This is a genomic window from Emticicia oligotrophica DSM 17448, from assembly GCF_000263195.1.
Taxonomy (GTDB): Bacteria; Bacteroidota; Bacteroidia; order Cytophagales; family Spirosomataceae; genus Emticicia; species Emticicia oligotrophica.
On the sequence record NC_018748.1, the window covers coordinates 1085425 to 1103161 of the forward strand.

Annotated in this window: 12 protein-coding genes; 6 read left to right on the forward strand and 6 right to left on the reverse strand. The window is 36.7% G+C overall.

Features of this window, described 5'->3' with window-relative positions:
* The first annotated feature begins 132 nt into the window (after positions 1–132).
* The 3 genes from EMTOL_RS04615 (at position 133) to mtgA (ending at position 2807) form a co-directional block, all read left to right on the forward strand.
* Positions 133–1017 (forward strand): sterol desaturase family protein, encoded by an 885-nt coding sequence (locus tag EMTOL_RS04615; protein ID WP_041693416.1) that lies wholly within the window; start codon positions 133–135, stop codon positions 1015–1017.
* Positions 1014–1904, forward strand: coding sequence for a PhzF family protein (locus EMTOL_RS04620; protein WP_015028112.1), 891 nt, complete (start codon positions 1014–1016; stop codon positions 1902–1904). The genes EMTOL_RS04615 and EMTOL_RS04620 overlap by 4 nt, the downstream gene beginning before the upstream one ends.
* Positions 1905–2012: 108 nt before the next feature.
* Positions 2013–2807 carry a monofunctional biosynthetic peptidoglycan transglycosylase gene (gene mtgA / locus EMTOL_RS04625; protein WP_015028113.1) on the forward strand — a complete coding sequence of 265 codons (795 nt, stop codon included), beginning with the start codon at positions 2013–2015 and terminating at the stop codon, positions 2805–2807.
* A gap of 70 nt (positions 2808–2877) precedes the next feature.
* Here the strand turns inward: mtgA and tsaD are convergent, their stop codons facing one another.
* A complete protein-coding gene (gene tsaD, locus EMTOL_RS04630) occupies positions 2878–3879 on the reverse strand; it encodes a tRNA (adenosine(37)-N6)-threonylcarbamoyltransferase complex transferase subunit TsaD (RefSeq protein WP_015028114.1) in 1002 nt (333 codons plus the stop codon).
* 116 nt (positions 3880–3995) lie between these two features.
* On the opposite strand from tsaD, the gene EMTOL_RS04635 reads away from it, so the two are divergent.
* Positions 3996–8711, forward strand: a complete 4716-nt coding sequence (locus EMTOL_RS04635; RefSeq protein WP_015028115.1) for a translocation/assembly module TamB domain-containing protein — start codon at positions 3996–3998, stop codon at positions 8709–8711.
* Positions 8712–9007: 296 nt separating this feature from the next.
* Here the strand turns inward: EMTOL_RS04635 and EMTOL_RS04640 are convergent, their stop codons facing one another.
* From EMTOL_RS04640 to EMTOL_RS04650, 3 genes are all read right to left on the reverse strand, one after another.
* Positions 9008–9748: a dioxygenase family protein gene (locus EMTOL_RS04640; RefSeq protein WP_015028116.1), complete on the reverse strand. Its 741-nt coding sequence runs from the start codon at positions 9746–9748 to the stop codon at positions 9008–9010.
* Positions 9749–9883: 135 nt separating this feature from the next.
* Positions 9884–10564, reverse strand: coding sequence for a pirin family protein (locus tag EMTOL_RS04645; RefSeq protein WP_015028117.1), 681 nt, complete (start codon positions 10562–10564; stop codon positions 9884–9886).
* Between the two features lie 194 nt (positions 10565–10758).
* Positions 10759–11043 carry a DUF3817 domain-containing protein gene (locus tag EMTOL_RS04650; protein ID WP_015028118.1) on the reverse strand — a complete coding sequence of 95 codons (285 nt, stop codon included), beginning with the start codon at positions 11041–11043 and terminating at the stop codon, positions 10759–10761.
* Positions 11044–11168: 125 nt separating this feature from the next.
* Between EMTOL_RS04650 and EMTOL_RS04655 the strand changes: the two genes are divergently transcribed.
* Together EMTOL_RS04655 and EMTOL_RS04660 are read left to right on the forward strand one after the other, a co-directional pair.
* Positions 11169–11693 carry an NADPH-dependent FMN reductase gene (locus tag EMTOL_RS04655; RefSeq protein ID WP_015028119.1) on the forward strand — a complete coding sequence of 175 codons (525 nt, stop codon included), beginning with the start codon at positions 11169–11171 and terminating at the stop codon, positions 11691–11693.
* A 55-nt stretch (positions 11694–11748) separates the two neighbouring features.
* Positions 11749–12402 (forward strand): acetoacetate decarboxylase family protein, encoded by a 654-nt coding sequence (locus EMTOL_RS04660; RefSeq protein ID WP_015028120.1) that lies wholly within the window; start codon positions 11749–11751, stop codon positions 12400–12402.
* Between the two features lie 41 nt (positions 12403–12443).
* On the opposite strand, the gene EMTOL_RS04665 is transcribed toward EMTOL_RS04660, so the two are convergent.
* A complete protein-coding gene (locus EMTOL_RS04665; RefSeq protein WP_015028121.1) occupies positions 12444–14222 on the reverse strand; it encodes a DUF885 domain-containing protein in 1779 nt (592 codons plus the stop codon).
* Between the two features lie 212 nt (positions 14223–14434).
* A complete protein-coding gene (locus tag EMTOL_RS04670) occupies positions 14435–17596 on the reverse strand; it encodes a PVC-type heme-binding CxxCH protein (RefSeq protein WP_015028122.1) in 3162 nt (1053 codons plus the stop codon).
* Positions 17597–17737: the final 141 nt, after the last annotated feature.

Consider the following 17737-nt stretch of genomic DNA (forward strand, 5'->3'; position numbering starts at 1 on the left):
ATCTAATAAATTAAACACAAAAGGGCTACAAACAAAAATCATCATTAAAAGCTCCAAATAAAAAACTAAATGATTTATTTTGGGGTTATTTGTTTGCTTCATGACTCTCATAAAGCGAATTTTTTGACCAATATGGAAAAATATCTAAAAATTATTCAAGGAGCCTATTCGGGATATTTTAATTATTTTATCAATGAAATTCTCAATCCGAGTTGGCATAACTATTTTTATTGGCTGGTAGGGGCATCGTTAGCTATTTGGTTGCTCGAAATAAAATTTCCGTGGCGAAAAAACCAACCTCTTATTCGCCAGGATTTTTGGCTTGATATTTTTTATCTATTCTGGAATTACTTCTTATTTTCATTAGTGGCCTATAATGCTCTTTCAATGGTAGGAGTTGAAGCTTTTAATGATTTTCTTCGACTTTTCGGTATTACTAACATTGTGGCAATCAATGTGAGCCATCTACCATTTTGGTCTAAATTACTTATTATTTTTATTATTCGTGACTTTATGCAATGGGGCATTCATCGCCTATTACATAGAGTACCTTGGATGTGGGAATTTCATAAGGTTCATCACAGCACCGAAGAAATGGGCTTTGCCGCTCTCCTTCGTTATCACTGGATGGAAAATGTCATCTACAGAAGCCTCGAATATATTCCACTTGCGATGATTGGTGTGGGAGTGACTGACTTTTTCATTGTTCATATTTTCACGTTAGTAACGGGCCAACTTGGACATGCCAATTTAAAAATCAACCTTGGTCCATTCAGATACTTATTTAATGGCCCGCAAATGCACCTTTGGCACCATGCTAAATATTTGCCAGAAAGTCATCCTTATGGTTTTAATTATGGCATTACACTCAGTATTTGGGACTTTATTTTTGGTACAAACTACTGGCCATCAGACGATGAAAACCTTCCAGTTGGATTACCTGAAGAAGATAAATTTCCGCATGATTTTGTTGGACAAAACCTTCGTCCATTCGAAAGAATATTTTCAAAAAAATGAAGCAAATCACGTTTCATATTGTTGATGTTTTTGCTGAAGAAAAATACCAAGGTAATCAACTAGCTGTATTTGAGAACACGGGCATTTTATCAGAAGAAAAGATGCTTCAAATTGCCCGTGAAATTAATTTTCAAGAAACAACATTTATCATTTCTGATGAAAAGAAAAACGGTGGTTTTGACGTAAGAATTTTCACTCCTGAATATGAAGTGCCGTTTGCTGGGCATCCTACCTTAGGAACAGCTTATATTTTAGCAAAAAAAACACTTCAAGATAAGATTACTCTTAACCTCAAGGTCGGGCAAGTACCTGTTATTCGAGAAGCTGACTCACTTTGGTTAAAAATTTCAAATCCATTCTTTGGTAAACAATTTGATACTTCAATTGCTTCGATTTTAGGGTTAGAGCAGTCAGTCCTTGACCAAAACATGCCTATTCAATTAGTTTCAACTGGTTTGCCTTATCTCATTATTGCTGTTCGAAATTTAGAGGCAATAAAACAAGTTAAGTTTCAAGAGGAAACTGTAAAAAATTGGTTAATAAAACACCAACTCTTCAAAACGAATGCAACTGATGGTCTTACGACGGCCTTCTTTCTATATACTCGTGAAACAGAAAGCACTGATAATCAACTCCATGCAAGAATGTTTTGCTACGAAAACGACAAAGTAGTTGAGGATGCCGCGACTGGTAGTGCCAACGCTTGTTTATTAGCTTATTTACTGCAATACGAATCTGATAAAATCAACTATCGAGTAGAGCAAGGTTATGAAATGAATCGACCTTCTTTGATTAGAATTCGAGGGGAAATAAATGCCCAAAATGACTTCAACTTAGAAGTTGGCGGAAAAGTTAAAGTAGTGGCTGAAGGAAAATGGTTTGTATGAAATAAAATTCTTTCCGACTTTTGTACTAAATTTTGGCATAAATAATGCCTTAATTTTAAACATAATCATTATCGAAACATTCGAACCTATTTTTTATATACTGAAGCTATGAGCAAAGACCCAAGAGGAGGAAAAAATACATTCAGAACTAAAAATAATAAATCAACCGAAGGACCTATTTCGAAGAAAAAGAGCAGTAACTGGAAAAGTAAGCTCAAGCGATTGGTATTAAAGACACTTCTTTATTTTTTTATTATTTCTTTAGGTCTAGTAGTTGTTTACAAATTTGTTCCAATACCCGTAACCTCCACCATGATTTCTCGCAAAATGGAGGCTATTGAAGAGGGAAAAGATAGTGAAATTCACTACGATTGGGTATCTTACGATGAAATATCGAAAGAAGCACCTTTGGCAGTAGTGGCTGCTGAAGACCAACTCTTTCCAGAGCACAATGGATTCGATTTTGAGGCCATGAGCAATGCTTTTACTAAAAACCTCAAAGGCAAAAAACTGCGTGGAGCAAGTACACTTTCTCAGCAAGTTGCCAAAAACGTATTTCTATGGCAATCAAGGAGTTATATTAGAAAAGTATTTGAAGTTTACTTTACTGTTTTAATCGAACTAATTTGGGGGAAACAACGAATATTAGAAGTTTATCTCAATGTAGCAGAAATGGGAGATATGACTTTCGGTGTTGAGGAGGCTTCGCAACGCTTTTTCAATACTTCTGCCAAAAATCTTTCTCGCCAAGAAGCTGCTCGAATTGCAGCCGTTTTACCGAGTCCAAGAAAATGGTCAGCTGCTAAACCTGGGCCTTATGTCAATCGCCGTACGAATGCCATCACTCGCCAAATGCGTGCTTTGGGTGGTATTACTTATATAAGTGGTTTGAGGAGTTTCTGAGAAATTTGAATAGAAAAAACAAAAAGGATAGAGTTTGAAGACTCTATCCTTTTTGTTTTTAAAAGACTTATCACCCCCACTCCATTCTTGGGAGCGGGCTCACTTCTTGGCTCGAAAAATCTCCTTTTTGGTATTTGAAATGTGCTGCCATAGCAATCATCCCAGCATTATCTGTACAGTATTGAAAATCAGGAATATACACATTCCAGCCTTCTTTTTCACCCATCTCAAATAAAGCTTTTCTAAGTCCAGAATTAGCCGATACACCACCCGCAATAGCCACTTCTCTTATCTTCAAATCACGTGCCGCACGACGAAGCTTTTGTAATACCATTCGCACCAACGTATGCTGCACACTTGCACAAATATCATTGATATTTTCTGCCACAAAATTCGGATTCTCCTCAACTCTTTTCTTAAGAAAATACAAAATTGAAGTCTTTATCCCGCTAAACGAAAAATTATACTGGGGCATTTCTGCCAAAGGGAATTCATAAGCTAAATGATTGCCTAACTGAGCGTGTTTATCAACTAATGGCCCTCCTGGATAAGGTAAACCTAAAAGTTTGGCAGTCTTATCAAATGCTTCTCCTACGGCGTCATCTTGTGTTTCGCCGAGAATTTCCATTTTATCCACATCTTTAATTAAAACAATTTGTGTATGTCCTCCGCTTACGGTCAAACACAGAAATGGAAAAGCAGGACGAGGCTCATCAATAAAGTGTGCTAATACATGGGCTTGCATGTGATTTACCTCAATTAAAGGTATGCCTAAAGCTAAAGCCATGGCCTTCGCAAATGAGGTTCCCACCAACAATGAGCCTAAAAGCCCAGGACCACGCGTAAAAGCTATGGCATTTAGGTCTTTTTTTGTTATATTCGCAACTTGTATGGCTTTATCAACTACTCGAACAATGTGCTGCTGATGAGCTCGGGACGCCAGCTCAGGTACTACACCTCCATAAAGTTCATGAATTAGCTGTCCAGCCACAATGTTAGACTGAATTTTGCCGTTAGAAATAATAGCCGCCGACGTATCGTCGCACGATGATTCAATTGCTAAAATATTCAAGATTTACAAGTTAGATTCTGTTCTTAAAATACAAAATTAACACTATTTACAACACATTTCTCTGAATTGTGCTTAAATAAATTGCAGTTGACAGGTTGCAAACCTGTCCTACAAAAATGGGTAAAATCATTAAAATATTCACCATTACACTCATCTCTCTCATGGTTGTAGCCATGATGAGTGGCTTGTTGGTGTTTATGCCAGTACCCAAAAGTTTACTTATTCTTATCGGAATTCTAATGCTTAGTTTGGTATGGGCTTACTATGCTAAGCGTGTTATTAGAACTTTACTCTTCCTTTTTTTGATGGGTTTTGGCTTGGTATTTTATGCCATGCAATTACCTCAGTTTCAAACCTCTACGCTGCGTAAAGCAACCGAATTATTATCAAAAAAATTAGGCTCGAAAGTTACTATAGAAAAAGCTAGATTGACTTGGTTTGATGAAATTACTCTAGAAAATATCACCATTTACGACCAAAAAAATCGTGAAATGATATTTGTGAAAGAACTTTATGTGAACTGCAAAACCAATTTTGACTTTAGCTGGGAAAAAATTCTGACTTTCGATAATAACCTTGATTACGTGATGATTCGTAATCCGAGGGTTAAACTTATTTACGAACCAGATGGAGATTTGAACATTGATAAATGGATTGCAAGAATTGAAGAGTTAACAGCCCCTACTGATACAACGAATCGCTTGAAGGGTGAGCACAATACGCCTTTTACCATTGATGAAGCCTATATTCAAGATGGCACTTTTACCTTAGCTGACCCCGAAGAAGCACGCTTCCCGAAAGAAGAGTTCGATTATAACAACTTCACTGTCAATAACATAAGAGGAAATATCAAGAATTTCTTCATTATGGGTGATACCATTACTTTGGGCTTGAAAAACATGGAAGGCGTAGAACGCCGTAGTGATTTAACAATCAAACAACTGAATACAAGTTTCTTCTATTCAAGGAAGTCAATGCGATTTGATAATTTATTTGCCAAAATCAATAATTCAACCCTTCGAAATTCGGTTCATTTTGAATATGACAGTCCACGAGACTTTAGTGACTTCAATGAAAAGGTTGTGATGATAGGCAACTTAAGAGATTGTGAGATTGATGCACAAGACCTAGGAAGATTCGCTACTGACATGTATCAATACCGAGAAAATTACCTGCTAAATGGTAATTTTCTCGGTACTGTTCACAATTTTCGGGTAAAGGATTTTAACCTAAAGTTTGGCAAGAATAGTTTTTTAGATGGTGATATAGCCTTCAAACACTTGCCTGATTTATATAAAGCAGACATGATTTTAGATTGGAAGCTCAGTCAAATAGATGCCACTGATGCCCGCCAATACGTAGGTGATTCGCTCTACAATGCTCATGTACAAAAATTTGGAGTAGTAAATTTTGCCGGAAACTTCAAAGGCGTTTACAACGATTTTGAAACAGATGCTATTTTTAAATCAGCCATGGGAAATGTTTCGGGAAAAATCAAAATGAAAATACCCGAAAATACAAAAACTTTACCTACGTATGATGGTGTAATTGCCGTTGAAAATTTTGATTTAGGTAGATTCGTAGAACAGTCTGATTATTTACAAAAATTATCGTTTGCTGGAAAAATTAAAGGTAAAGGCTTTACCATTAAAGATGCCGCACTTGATTTTGATGGCAAGGTTGACCGCATTGGTTTCAATGGCTATGATTTCAAAAATATCTATGTCGATGGAACCATGAGCCAATCGCTTTTTGATGGGAAAGTGAGCGTAAAAGATACCAATCTCACTTTTAATGTAAGTGGAAAAGTAGATTTTGCCAAAGCCCTTAATAAATTTGATATTCACGGAATTGTGCAAAATGCCAATCTTAGACCACTTGGTTACTCCAAAAATGATGTAAAGCTTCGCTCGGAAATAAACCTAAACTTTCAAGGCAATGAGCTAGATAATTGGCTTGGGGAGGCTAAATTACTCAACACTGTTTTGCAATATGATAAACGCCAATTGGGTATCGACTCTCTTTTCCTTACATCGACTTTAAGCAACGACGCACGCCGGATAAGTTTACTTTCTGAGTTTTTCAATGTAGATATATCGGGTATATTCACTCCGAGTAAGGTAATAAGTGATTTGTCTCGTCTTTCGAAAGAATATGTGCAGTATTTTTATGATAAAGAGCAAACCAGATTAAATTATTACGCTCAAAAGCCCTATGCTGATATCAACGATAAATACAAACTCGACTACTTAATAACTTTTAAGAAGCCTGAGCCCTTTTTTGCCTATTTCTATCCCGATTTATATATCTCACACGGAACTGAACTCGGTGGTAGTTTTAATGTAAGAAATACGGCTGAACTTTCGCTTTCAGGAAAAATTGATACGCTTCGCCACGGTTCGTTGGCATTTTATGGCAATGAAGTTGATTTCAATACTTCAAAAGAAGCCAATTCGCCTAAGATTTTAACTTCTCTAATTTTCAATTCGGCTACACAAAAATTAGCTGATTTGACTCCAACGGAGAAAATTGAAGTAACAGGTACGTGGGGGCAAGGAAATATCATTGAATTTGATGGAAAAATCAAGCAACAAAATAGTCCGAACAAAGCCCAAGCTTACGGAAAGCTTACATTTTTATCAGAAGGTTTAGACATTACATTCAACCCCAAAAATACCAAACTCGACCTACTTGGGAGCCAATGGATGTTAGGTAAAAATAACTTAATCAATATTCATCAAGATGAAGTTTGCTTCGAAGACGTAGCTGTTTCGAGCCATAACCAAAGTATATCGTTAAATGGTTCGTTCTCACAGGATTCTACGGTTGAATCTTACATAGAAGTTCGTAATTTTGATTTACATACACTAAAACCCCTTACTAATCTAGACCTTAAAGGTATCGTTAATGGAAAATTAACCATGCGTGATATCTATGATGATGCCATTATCACTAGCAATTTAGGCATTGATGAGCTTAATTATAAGAATATTTTGATTGGAAATATTGCCAGCGAAGCTCTTTGGGATAATCTCAGACAACGCCTTAATATCAACGGCAATATTGTTCGGCTCAACAATGAGATTTTTAGAGTTTCTGGCACATACGACCCCAAAGATGATTACAATCCTCTAAATCTAAAAGCCACTTTAAAGAAAACCAATTTAGAGATTTTCGAATCATTTGTTGATGACATTTTCTCGAAAATTGATGGCTACGCCACGGGTACGCTTACAGTTAGAGGCACAGCCAAAGACCCAATCATTAGAGGAAGTGTAGACTTTGAAAAAGGCGTTTTAAGAATCAATGAATTAAATTCGTATTTGTATTTTGATGATCAACTCAATTTCAACGAAGAAGGATTTGTAGCAGCAAAAGGCTTTAAAGTTCGTGATGCCAATGGCAACGAAGCAGACCTCGAAGGGGGTATTTTTAATGGTGGTGGTGGTAATTTCATGCTGGGAATCCATGCTTACATTAAAGATAGAGATGGTTTCAAAATCATGAATACAACTATCAAAGATAACGAAGATTTTTACGGAACTGGTATCGCCACTGGAGATTTACACATTACAGGAGACTTTGTAAATGTCAATATCACAGGTGATTTAACAAGTAAAAAAGGCACTAAAATTACGATTCCTCTTGATGGTGAAACCACCGTAAATACTGAAGAACAAGGCATTAAGTTTATTAGTCGTAATATCAATAAAGTTGAAAATACTGGTGCTAAAAAAGATACTGTTATTAGTCGAGAAGCAGGGAGTCTAAAAATGGCTTTCAATTTTACGCTCACGCCTGACGCCGAGTGTATTGTTATCTTCGACCGTACGAATCAAGACCAACTCAATGCCGTAGGCAACGGAAATATTAGTATCGTATATGATACTCGTGGTGAATTTTCAATGTCGGGGCCTTATACAATTAAAAGTGGAAAGTATGATTTTAGCTTGCAGAATATCTCAAAACTCCGCAAATTTGATATTGCTGATGGTAGTAAAATTCTGTGGAGCGGAGACCCTTATGATGCCGATATCAATATCGGAGCTAGTTATACCGCAAATATTTCACTCAACGGAATTGTAAGTAATACAACAACGAATTCGGCCGAATTAAACACCCTATACCCTGTTGTGGCTTCGATTATGCTTACTGATAAGCTAATGAAACCTACCACAAAGTTTGATATTAAGTTCAATCAACGCCGAATTCCACTTAATCTACAACCGCAAGTATTGGCGTTCGAACAACGTTTACACGATGACGAACAATTACTTAACAATAATTTCATTGGAATTACGGCATTGAATAGACTCTTCAATGATAACAGCTTCAGAGACGCCCTTGATTCTCAGCTCTTATTAGATAATGTAAGTGGTATTCTGACTAATCAATTAGGTAATATTGCTTCAAAAATTGACCCTAATTTGGAAGTAGCCGTGCAACTCGGAAAAGGCAATTTGAATAATCTTCGCCAAAGTTTGATAAACAATACGCAGTTAAATTTCTCCTACAAATTTGGCAATAACGTAAAAGTAAGCCTCAACAACACGATTCTTCAAAACGATGGTCAAACAACCAACAATTATTTCTATGGCGGTGAAGTTGAGTGGCTACTTAACGAAGAGGGTTCATGGAGGTTGAAAGCTTACAGCCGCAGTGTCCCTAACTACTATTATAACTTCAATAGCAACGTATCTGTCAATGGTGTAAGCCTACAACACACCCGTAATTTTAATACACTCTTTAAGCGTAAAGAAGTGAAGGAATTACCAATGGGTATTTCGAGTAAAAAACCAGAAAATAAATTAGTTAGCCAAGTAAGACCTTAAATTTATAAGGATTTTTAGAAAATGATTGATAAGTGTATTTGTATTAGAAAAATGTAACTTTTCAGCTTTTCATTCTTAATCAAAGTCATACAAATGTCTTCACAAGTACAATTAAGCTTTCAACAAAAACTCTTAATTAAGCACTTAAATCGACTGTAAAACTCTATTAATTATGAGTTCTGAATAGAAGTCTTATTTATCATTTTGATTAGCCACCCATGTGTATCAACTCTATAAAAAATGATGGAAATAATTTTATTCCACCATTAAAAATATTTATGTATAACTAACCAAACTTAGGCCTTAACGTAAATAGTATGTGCAAGTACATACCCAGTAGAAACACTTCCTGTAACGGTTGGCATCTCGTTTGTCACGCCATCACTAAATACATTATCACGAGCATTTGTGGTATCAGCTTGGCCATGACTTGCATAAACGCCTTGTGCATATACAACCTTACTCACATCTTCTGGGAAAGCAATTTGAGTAACTAATAATGATTTTCCTGCACTATTATACACATGTACGTGAATATGCGGGGCTCTTCCCGAATACCAACCGGGATAAATACTCGTCCACGCTGCCATTCCATTATCATCAGTGGTTTGGCGTCCTCTTAAAAAGTGAACAGCCGTCATATTCGCACTCTGCATACCAGTTCCGCCGTATTCTGAGTAGAGCCCCGCAGCATCACAATGCCAAATATCTACAATCGCATCTTTAATAATTGCACAGCCAGCATTAACATTTCTGATATATACTTTGATTGTTAAGGGTGTACCTTTTCTATCTGAAACAATATTATTCGTGACAAGAGTAGAAGGTGATTTCGTTGGAAAGGGTCCTTCAGTCTCAGAATTTGTAACCGAACAGCTAGATGGTGTAACAGTTGGGTCAGAGTTAATAATAGTATTACTGCTATTGCTTGTGGTATCGGCAGCTACTTCATCTTTGATACATGAACTTAATGCGGGAATAACTGCCAATAATCCTAAGGAGCCCAAGCCCTTTTTGATGAAATCTTCTCTCTTCATAATGTTAGAATTTATTAGATAATAGTGTAAGCAAACACGGCAAAACTTTCAACTTATACACCTAAGACGTAAGTCCTCTTATTAAAGTTGTATCAGTTTTTTTATTTACGGTAAATATTATCTTTTTGCTTTGAATCAAGCAGGAATCTCAAAAATCAAAAACATTGCATTGTTTGAAAGGGCTTCAAATTCAATCTCTTCGGCATCAAAAATAGCTAAGCCATCACGTGCTTCCATGAGTTTGTTATCTATTTCAAAAGCTCCTTCTATTACAAAAAAATACATCGAACTTTTTCCAAAATGCCGTTGATAAACACCCTCTTCTCTACCCCAATATTTCCCAAAACTTACTAGTGCATCTTGCTGTGGCGAGTAAAAAACCAATAATAATTCATTGCATTTTTCAGTGTCAATGATAGCTGATGTAGTCGATGTTTCTATTACTTGCTCTTTCTCAATCAACACTTCCAAATAATTAATCAGTTCTGTTTCATAAGGGTTAAACACCTCATATTCCGTGCCTGCTTGGGCCAAGAATATTTGTACTTTTCCTGTTTCTAGAAAATCATGGTAGCCCGTACTATTTTTAAATTCTACACCTCCAACTAAAGGAATAATTAAGACCTCCGTTGATTTTTTAATTTGCGTTTTAAGCCCTTTTCCTGCGGATAAAGTATTATCATTCAATACTTTAAGACTACCAATAGGCTGTTTATAAAGGTCTGCATAATTAAAACTATGAAAGCTCCGAAACCATGAAAGTTCGGTTTTAGGACGTTGAGCAGAAAGAAAGATTTTCGCTTCGTGTTGTATCATATCATAATCTAGTACGACAAGTTTTTAGCTTATCTAATCTTTAGTAAAAAAACATCTACTCTGACTTTAGCTAAAGAAATAGTAAAAACTAAAGCCAATTAGCTTAAGCATCAATCTTATAAAATCAATTTTGAGCCTAAATAAACAACAAATACCATTAAATTGGACACATAAATTCCATTTTCGGAGTATATTTATTCACGAAATAGTTTTTTATCGGCGTAGAAAGTACCAAAAGGTATAAAAGAAACCAAAAATGCTAGAAAAGCCTTTTTGAGTGGCCATTTGTATTGAAGCACCACAAGAACTAAAAGCACCACATAAGCAATAAAAAGTATGCCATGAGCCATACCCACAAAATAATTGGGTTTGGGCATATCAAGCTTATATTTGAGAGGCATCGTAATGCCAAAAAGTATAAATGAGCAACCTTCTAAAAAAGCAATAGTTCTGAACTTATCTAAAGTACTTTTAAACATGTGTTTGAATCTTTTTTACAAAGATACATATTTTGATAGATGAACATTTTATTTTATTTTTTGTTAGCTAAATAAAAGCAAATAAAAAACTTTATTTAATACACTTTTCACTATTTATTGATTAAATGATTACCATAATAGTAGGTACTAACCGACATAATTCTGTCTCAAAAAAGGTAGGCATTCACTACCAAAAACTTTTAAACTCACTTGGACAAGAAAGTCAAATTATTGATTTAGCAGAGCTCCCTTACGACTTTACCTTTTCTGCACTTTACCATAATTCAGGTAAAAATGAGGCGTTTAATGTATTTCAAAGAATTATTGATTCTAGTCAAAAATTTGTTTTTATTGTACCCGAATACAATGGTTCGTTTCCTGGCGTGTTAAAAACATTCTTTGATGGTTTGAGATACCCCGATAGTTTTAATGATAAAAAAGCAGCATTAGTTGGTATTTCGGCGGGTGTTTTGGGTAACGCAGTTGGACTTAGCCATTTGAATGACATTTTAAGCTATATGGGTACGGATGTAATGGGTTTACGCATGAAGTTTGGTAATATGAAGAACCATTTTGATGGCGAAGAATTTACATTTGATATTTACAAAAACCTTCTCGAAAAACAAGCAAGAGCCTTGATAGCTTTTTAAGTTTTCAGTTGGTAGTATTTAATAAGGAATATTCCATAACAAGTCATTCACTCACATGCAAGCACCGCCTCCTTGGAAACTTAAAGGAAATGGTTATATTTTTATTTATCATTTCCCGAAATCATTTGTAGAAAAGTATGGATTTTTAGCTGACTATCAAGCGAGTAGATTCAACGGCGATTTTGTGGGTACGATTATGTTGGTTGACTATGAAACTTCGGAGGTTGGTCCATACCGAGAGTTATTGTTTGTGCCCGGTAGGTTGAAGTTTGATAAAAAGAAGATTTTTTCGATTTCAAAGATATATGTTTCAAGTCAAGATAGCGTTGATAATGGTCGAAAAAACTGGGGAATTCCAAAAGAATTGGCAGATTTTAATATCACGAAACCAAACGAACAAGAAACCATTTTTGATGTAAGTGTATCTGGTAAGACTTTTTTCAAGGTGAGACTCAAAAATGGTTCATTCAGGTTTCCGATTACGACAAAATTCTTTCCTTTAAAATTAGCCCAAAAACAAAATACCGACCTTTACATTACAAATTCTCCGGCTAAGGGCTCTGCTACTTTTGCAAAATTGGTCTCGGCCGAGGTAGATTCAGCCTTTTTTCCTGATATTTCACAACTCAAACCTTTGAGTGTTTTATCTGTAAGTAATTTCGAAATGATTTTTCCGCATCCAGAAATAAAAACTGGTTATTTTGAGTAATCAAGTTGACGAAGATAAACTTCGCCAACTTGATATTATAATTACTTTTGCTTAGCTGCCCAAGCATCCATTTTTCTTTCTAAAACACTCAATGGCATACAGCCATCTTTCAAAAATTCATCGTGAAAAGCAGCCAAACTAAATTTCGAACCAAGTTGTTTTTCGTATTTCTCACGTAATTCTCGAATTTTCAAAGCTCCAATCTTGTAAGAAAGTGCTTGCCCTGGAACGGCCATATAACGCTCTATTTCGGCGGTAGCACCTTGCTCCGAAATAGGCTCGTTATCCATCATATACTTAATGGCTTTCTCACGAGACCACCCTTTGGTATGAATCGCCACATCTACTACTAATCTGATTGCACGGTGAATTTCATCACCCAAAGCACCCATATACTGATATGGGTCGGTGTAAAGGCCTAATTCTTTACCCAAAGATTCGCAATACAAAGCCCAGCCTTCGCCATAAGCACCATACCAATTGAAACGTTGAAACTTGTGCAAGTTGGTATTTTCTTGCTGCAAGGCACTCTGATAATGATGCCCCGGAATGGCTTCGTGCAAAAACAATGATTCCATACCAGAAGTCAGATTAAATTTCGTAGCATCTGGAATTGGCACATAAAATATACCCGGACGTGACCCATCAACCGACGGAGAATTATATTCTGCACTGGCAGAGGCCTCGCGGAATTTCTCAGTCTGACGAACCTCAAATTTAGCCTTTGGAGTCTTATTGAACATCTTTTTTAGATTCGGCTCTATTTTAGTTAGAATACCTCTAAAAGCATCCAATACTTCATTTGGTTGTTTATACGGGTAGAATTTTTTATCGGTTTTTAGGTAAGTAAAAAACTCATCAAGCGTACCCTTAAAGCCCACTTGCTCTTTTACTTTCTCCATCTCTCCCCTAATTCTTGCCACTTCTTTTAAGCCTGTTTCATAAATTTCATCAGGCGTTTTATCAGTAGTTGTCCATATTTTTGCTTGAAATGTATAAAGTTCTTTTCCTTGTGGAAGGGCATCAATACCCGAACTTGTTCGAGCCTTTGGAAGGTATTCATTTTTCAGAAAATCGCCCAAATGCTTATACGTTGGAACAAGTTCTGTCATGATAGCTTTTTTATATGCTTCTGTCAAACGAGTTTTATCTACATCACTAAAATCTTTAGGTAATTTATTAATTGGTCCGTAGAATAAACTCTTTGTTGGGTCACTTACCACTAAATCATACATTTGAGGAATCATTTTCACTACCAATGATTTTGGCAAAACTATTCCTGCGGCTATTCCTTTACGAAAATTTACCACAGCCGTATCGCCCCAAACTTTAAAAGCCGATACACGTTTCAACCAATCTTCATAATCTTTGACAGTTTTAAAAGGCTGGCTACCATCGCCACTACCCAACTGCCCGATAGTAAGCGGTAAACCCCAAAATTGTTGGAATGGAATCAATTCTCCGTTAAACTTATATCCTTCCAATTGCAACTCCATTTCTCGCTTAAAAATATCGTAGGCAATCTTATCTTCATCGTTCAATGATTCACGGTCGAACTTATTTACCTTGTCTAAATAACTCGTGTAAAAGGCCTTTGATTTTTCGATAAACTCCTGCGAAATATCATTAGGCAGTAAATCATTATAGCGATTATCGCCTTGATTAGTTGCTGAAATCGGCGAGAGTTTTAGGTTTTCTTCATAATAATCATCAAAAACCTTTGCTAAATCTTTGTTAGGAGCAGAAGTAGAAGATTGTTCGGCATTTTTGGTACACGAAAAAATCATTAAGGCCAAAAGCCCAATTAAGAGGTTTTTCATTAGTTTATGCGTGTTTATTTTCAACAAAAATAGAAAAAATCAATGCTTATAATTGTAAATACTCAAACATTTAGCCTTTATAGGAAGCCGTATTGATATTTAAACCTTTATAAATGAAGAAAGGTTGCCTAAAAATTTTCAATAAAAAATACTCGATTTTTAACCGAAATTTTTCTCATGAAAATACTTTTAAACAACCTTAATTTAAACTTTTACTTCTCCATCGGATGCTCTGAAAGCAATTTTGATGCGTTGTAGATATCCTTTTGTTGTAAAACTGATGCTCTAACAACCTTCACTTTTTCGGGCGAAACTGCAGGAGCATTATTACCAAATGAATTTCGAACGTAAGTCAATACAGCTGCAATTTCTTTATCGGTCAATAAACCCTCAAATGGAGTCATCGGTACTTGGCCAGCATATTTTTTACCGTTTACCTCTATCTGACCCATCATCCCTTTCAAGACAATTTTTATCGCTCGGTCTTCATTGCCCGTTACCCAAGTAGTGCCTGCCAATGGCGGGAAACCCGATGCCGTTAAGCCTTTTCCATCTGCTTGATGACAAGTTCCGCAGTAACCTTCTTTTGTATAAATTTTCTTGCCAATGTTAAATAACTCTAAATCAGTTCCTTTAAGATTCGACTTTTCAGCTATTTCTTTCACAGGTTTAACCGCCATTCCGCTGGTATGAGCCACAGCGGTCTCGTGGGCGTGAACCATCCATTCATCCATCGGTTTCTTTTTAGCTTCCGCCAAAATCGGAAGTGCTTTTTCTTTACTCAACCATGAAGCTCCTACGATTGCTCCTAAACGAACTCTACTATTTTCATCACGTACCGCTTGCATAAATAAAGCAGCTTGGTCAGGCACTTGATGCCCAACAAAACGAAGCACTTCAACCGCTGCCGCACGAGCATGATAATCTTTAGCTTTGAGCATCTGACGAAGTAATTTTTGGTCAACTTTATCTAAGCCCCAACTTACCCACAAAGCTTCCAAAAGATGATGCTCATAACGAGGGTCTGCTTTATCTAAATTTGCTACCCACTGATTAAGTTTTGGTAAAACCTCGGCTGCATTTCTACCACGTAATTCACGACGTGTGCGATAACGGCTTCTATATTCAGGTAATTTGAGATTTTCTAATAAGGTTTCGACACTCGCCCCAGCAATTTTGGCAGGCGTTACGAGTGGTCTTGATGGATAAGTGATGCGATACACACGACCATGTACGTGGTCACGAAGTGGGTCACGAGCATTGTGTTGCATGTGTCCAATCAAAATATTATGCCAATCAATGAGGTAAAGTGAGCCATCGGGTGCAATTTCCATATCTACTGGACGGAAATTTCGGTCTTCACTTACCACCAAATCTTGTCGATGTTTGGTTTTATAACCAGTACCATCATCTACAATAGCATGTTGCTTAGTACCTAAAAATCCGATTGTATTATTGATGAGCATATCGCCTTGTACCTCATCAGGGAAATGGCGACTCCACAAAAACTCAAGGCCAGAAGTCGGGCGAACCATGTGGTCTTTTTCAATCAACTGAACACCTTTATGTGTGTATTCGCCGTAGCGGGGCAAAACCGTTCCGGGAGTCATCCAACGCACATCAGGACTTGAGGTTTCGGCAAAAAATGGTTGACCCCAATCATCAAAAGCAATCCCCCACGGATTTGGTATTGATAATTGAGCAATTCGATATAATTTATGTAATTGTGGAGCATAACGATAAAACCCGCCATTAGTTGCACGAACTGTACCATAAGGCGTTTCTACATTGGTGTGCAAGAAAACTCCCTCACCACCATAAATTGCCCCCGAAGGATCAGCACAAAAGGCACTATTATTATGGTGTGTATCGTGGTCATCAAAGCCACTCAGCAAAATTTCTACTTTATCAGCTTTATCATCGCCATTCGTATCAGTAAATAATTTAAGGTTTGTTCCCTGCGATACATATACACCTTCTGGTGCTATTTCAAAACCTAATGGTAAGTGTAAACCGTCAGCAAAAACTGTTTGCTTATCAGCTTTACCATCGCTATTCGTATCTTCCAAAATCAAGATTTTATCATTTGGCTTGGTATCACCCGGCTTATAGTGCGGGTAGCTTGGCATAGTAGCCACCCATAAACGTCCCTTATTATCAAATGACATTTGAACAGGATTGGCCAAGTCATTAAACTCTTTTTCAGAAGCAAATAACTCAATTTTATAACCCGCTGGCACTTTTAGTTTATTGAGGGCATCTTGTCCGTATAAGTATTCTAAACTTCCATTTTTTTCAGGATTGAAATTGGTCTTTACTGGCGGAAGTGTACGAGTATTTTTATCGGCAGCAGCCACATCCATCTTTTCACCTTTCGAGGCAGCCAACCAAATGGCATTGTCTCGAATATCGGTCATTTGACGAATCTTTTCGATTTCTGCTGGATAATTATCTGGTCCAAAAGGATTGTATCTTCTACCATAAACGTGTACACCGTTTGGAATTTTGTAATCATTGTGCCACATCCAGTTTTTCTCCATTACGGCATCATAAATTAACTGGCGACGTTCTTCGGCTTTAGCTACAGCTTTACCAAAAATTTTATCGGTCAAGAAAACGCCAAACTTCTTATATCCTTCAGCTGTAAGTTGCGAACCATCAATTGTCAATGGCTCTGTAGAAGCAGCATACCAAGCTTTTGAAGGGGTGAAGGCATCAACAAATAAAACCTTATTTTTAGCAGAAACTTCACGCATTGCGTTGGTATAGAGTAATAAATTTTGGTTTTCTTTTACTCCATTCGGTAGGTCATATTTGCTTGACAAATCTTCAAAAGCAATTGGAGAAACAAGCACTAATTGTGGACTTGACTGACCGTTATATTTCTGGCTCAATGTGTATTTGATGAAGGCATCTAACTCAGCCTTAAAAGTGGCTAAACCCGCAATTCCTTGAAAAGACTCGCTGTAGCCAAACATTCCGATAATTACATCAGTCTTCAAACGCGTAAGCCATTGGTCTGGTGTATCGAAAAAACCTTGACTATCAGAGTTTTTAGCGTATTCAGTTTGAAATTTCTCAGCACCATCAAAAGCCCAAGGAAATTTTCTACTAGCATGTGGGCGAAACCCTGGGGTATCGCCACCATCACACATATTTCTGATAAACAAAAGGCTATCAGGATAGCGTACGTGCATTTCGGTTTCGAAATGGTCATAATTAATCATTCTCGACCCAAGATTACCCCCAATAAGCGATATATGCATGCTTTTCGCAACCTTGACGGAGTCAGAGGGTGGTGCTGGTAAAAATGCACTAATCAGAAAAACTGTTAGTACAAATAGGGTTAATAATATTTTGTTGTTAAGTTTCATTAGTTTAATTTATAAAGGGTTGAAATTGGGGGTTCGGCTCCGCTCACCCACCAGGTATCGGTATGTTAAGGTACTAATATTTTAAAATATATGAGCTTCGCTCATAGCAACTGGCTATCAGTACTTTCCAAAAAAATAGCA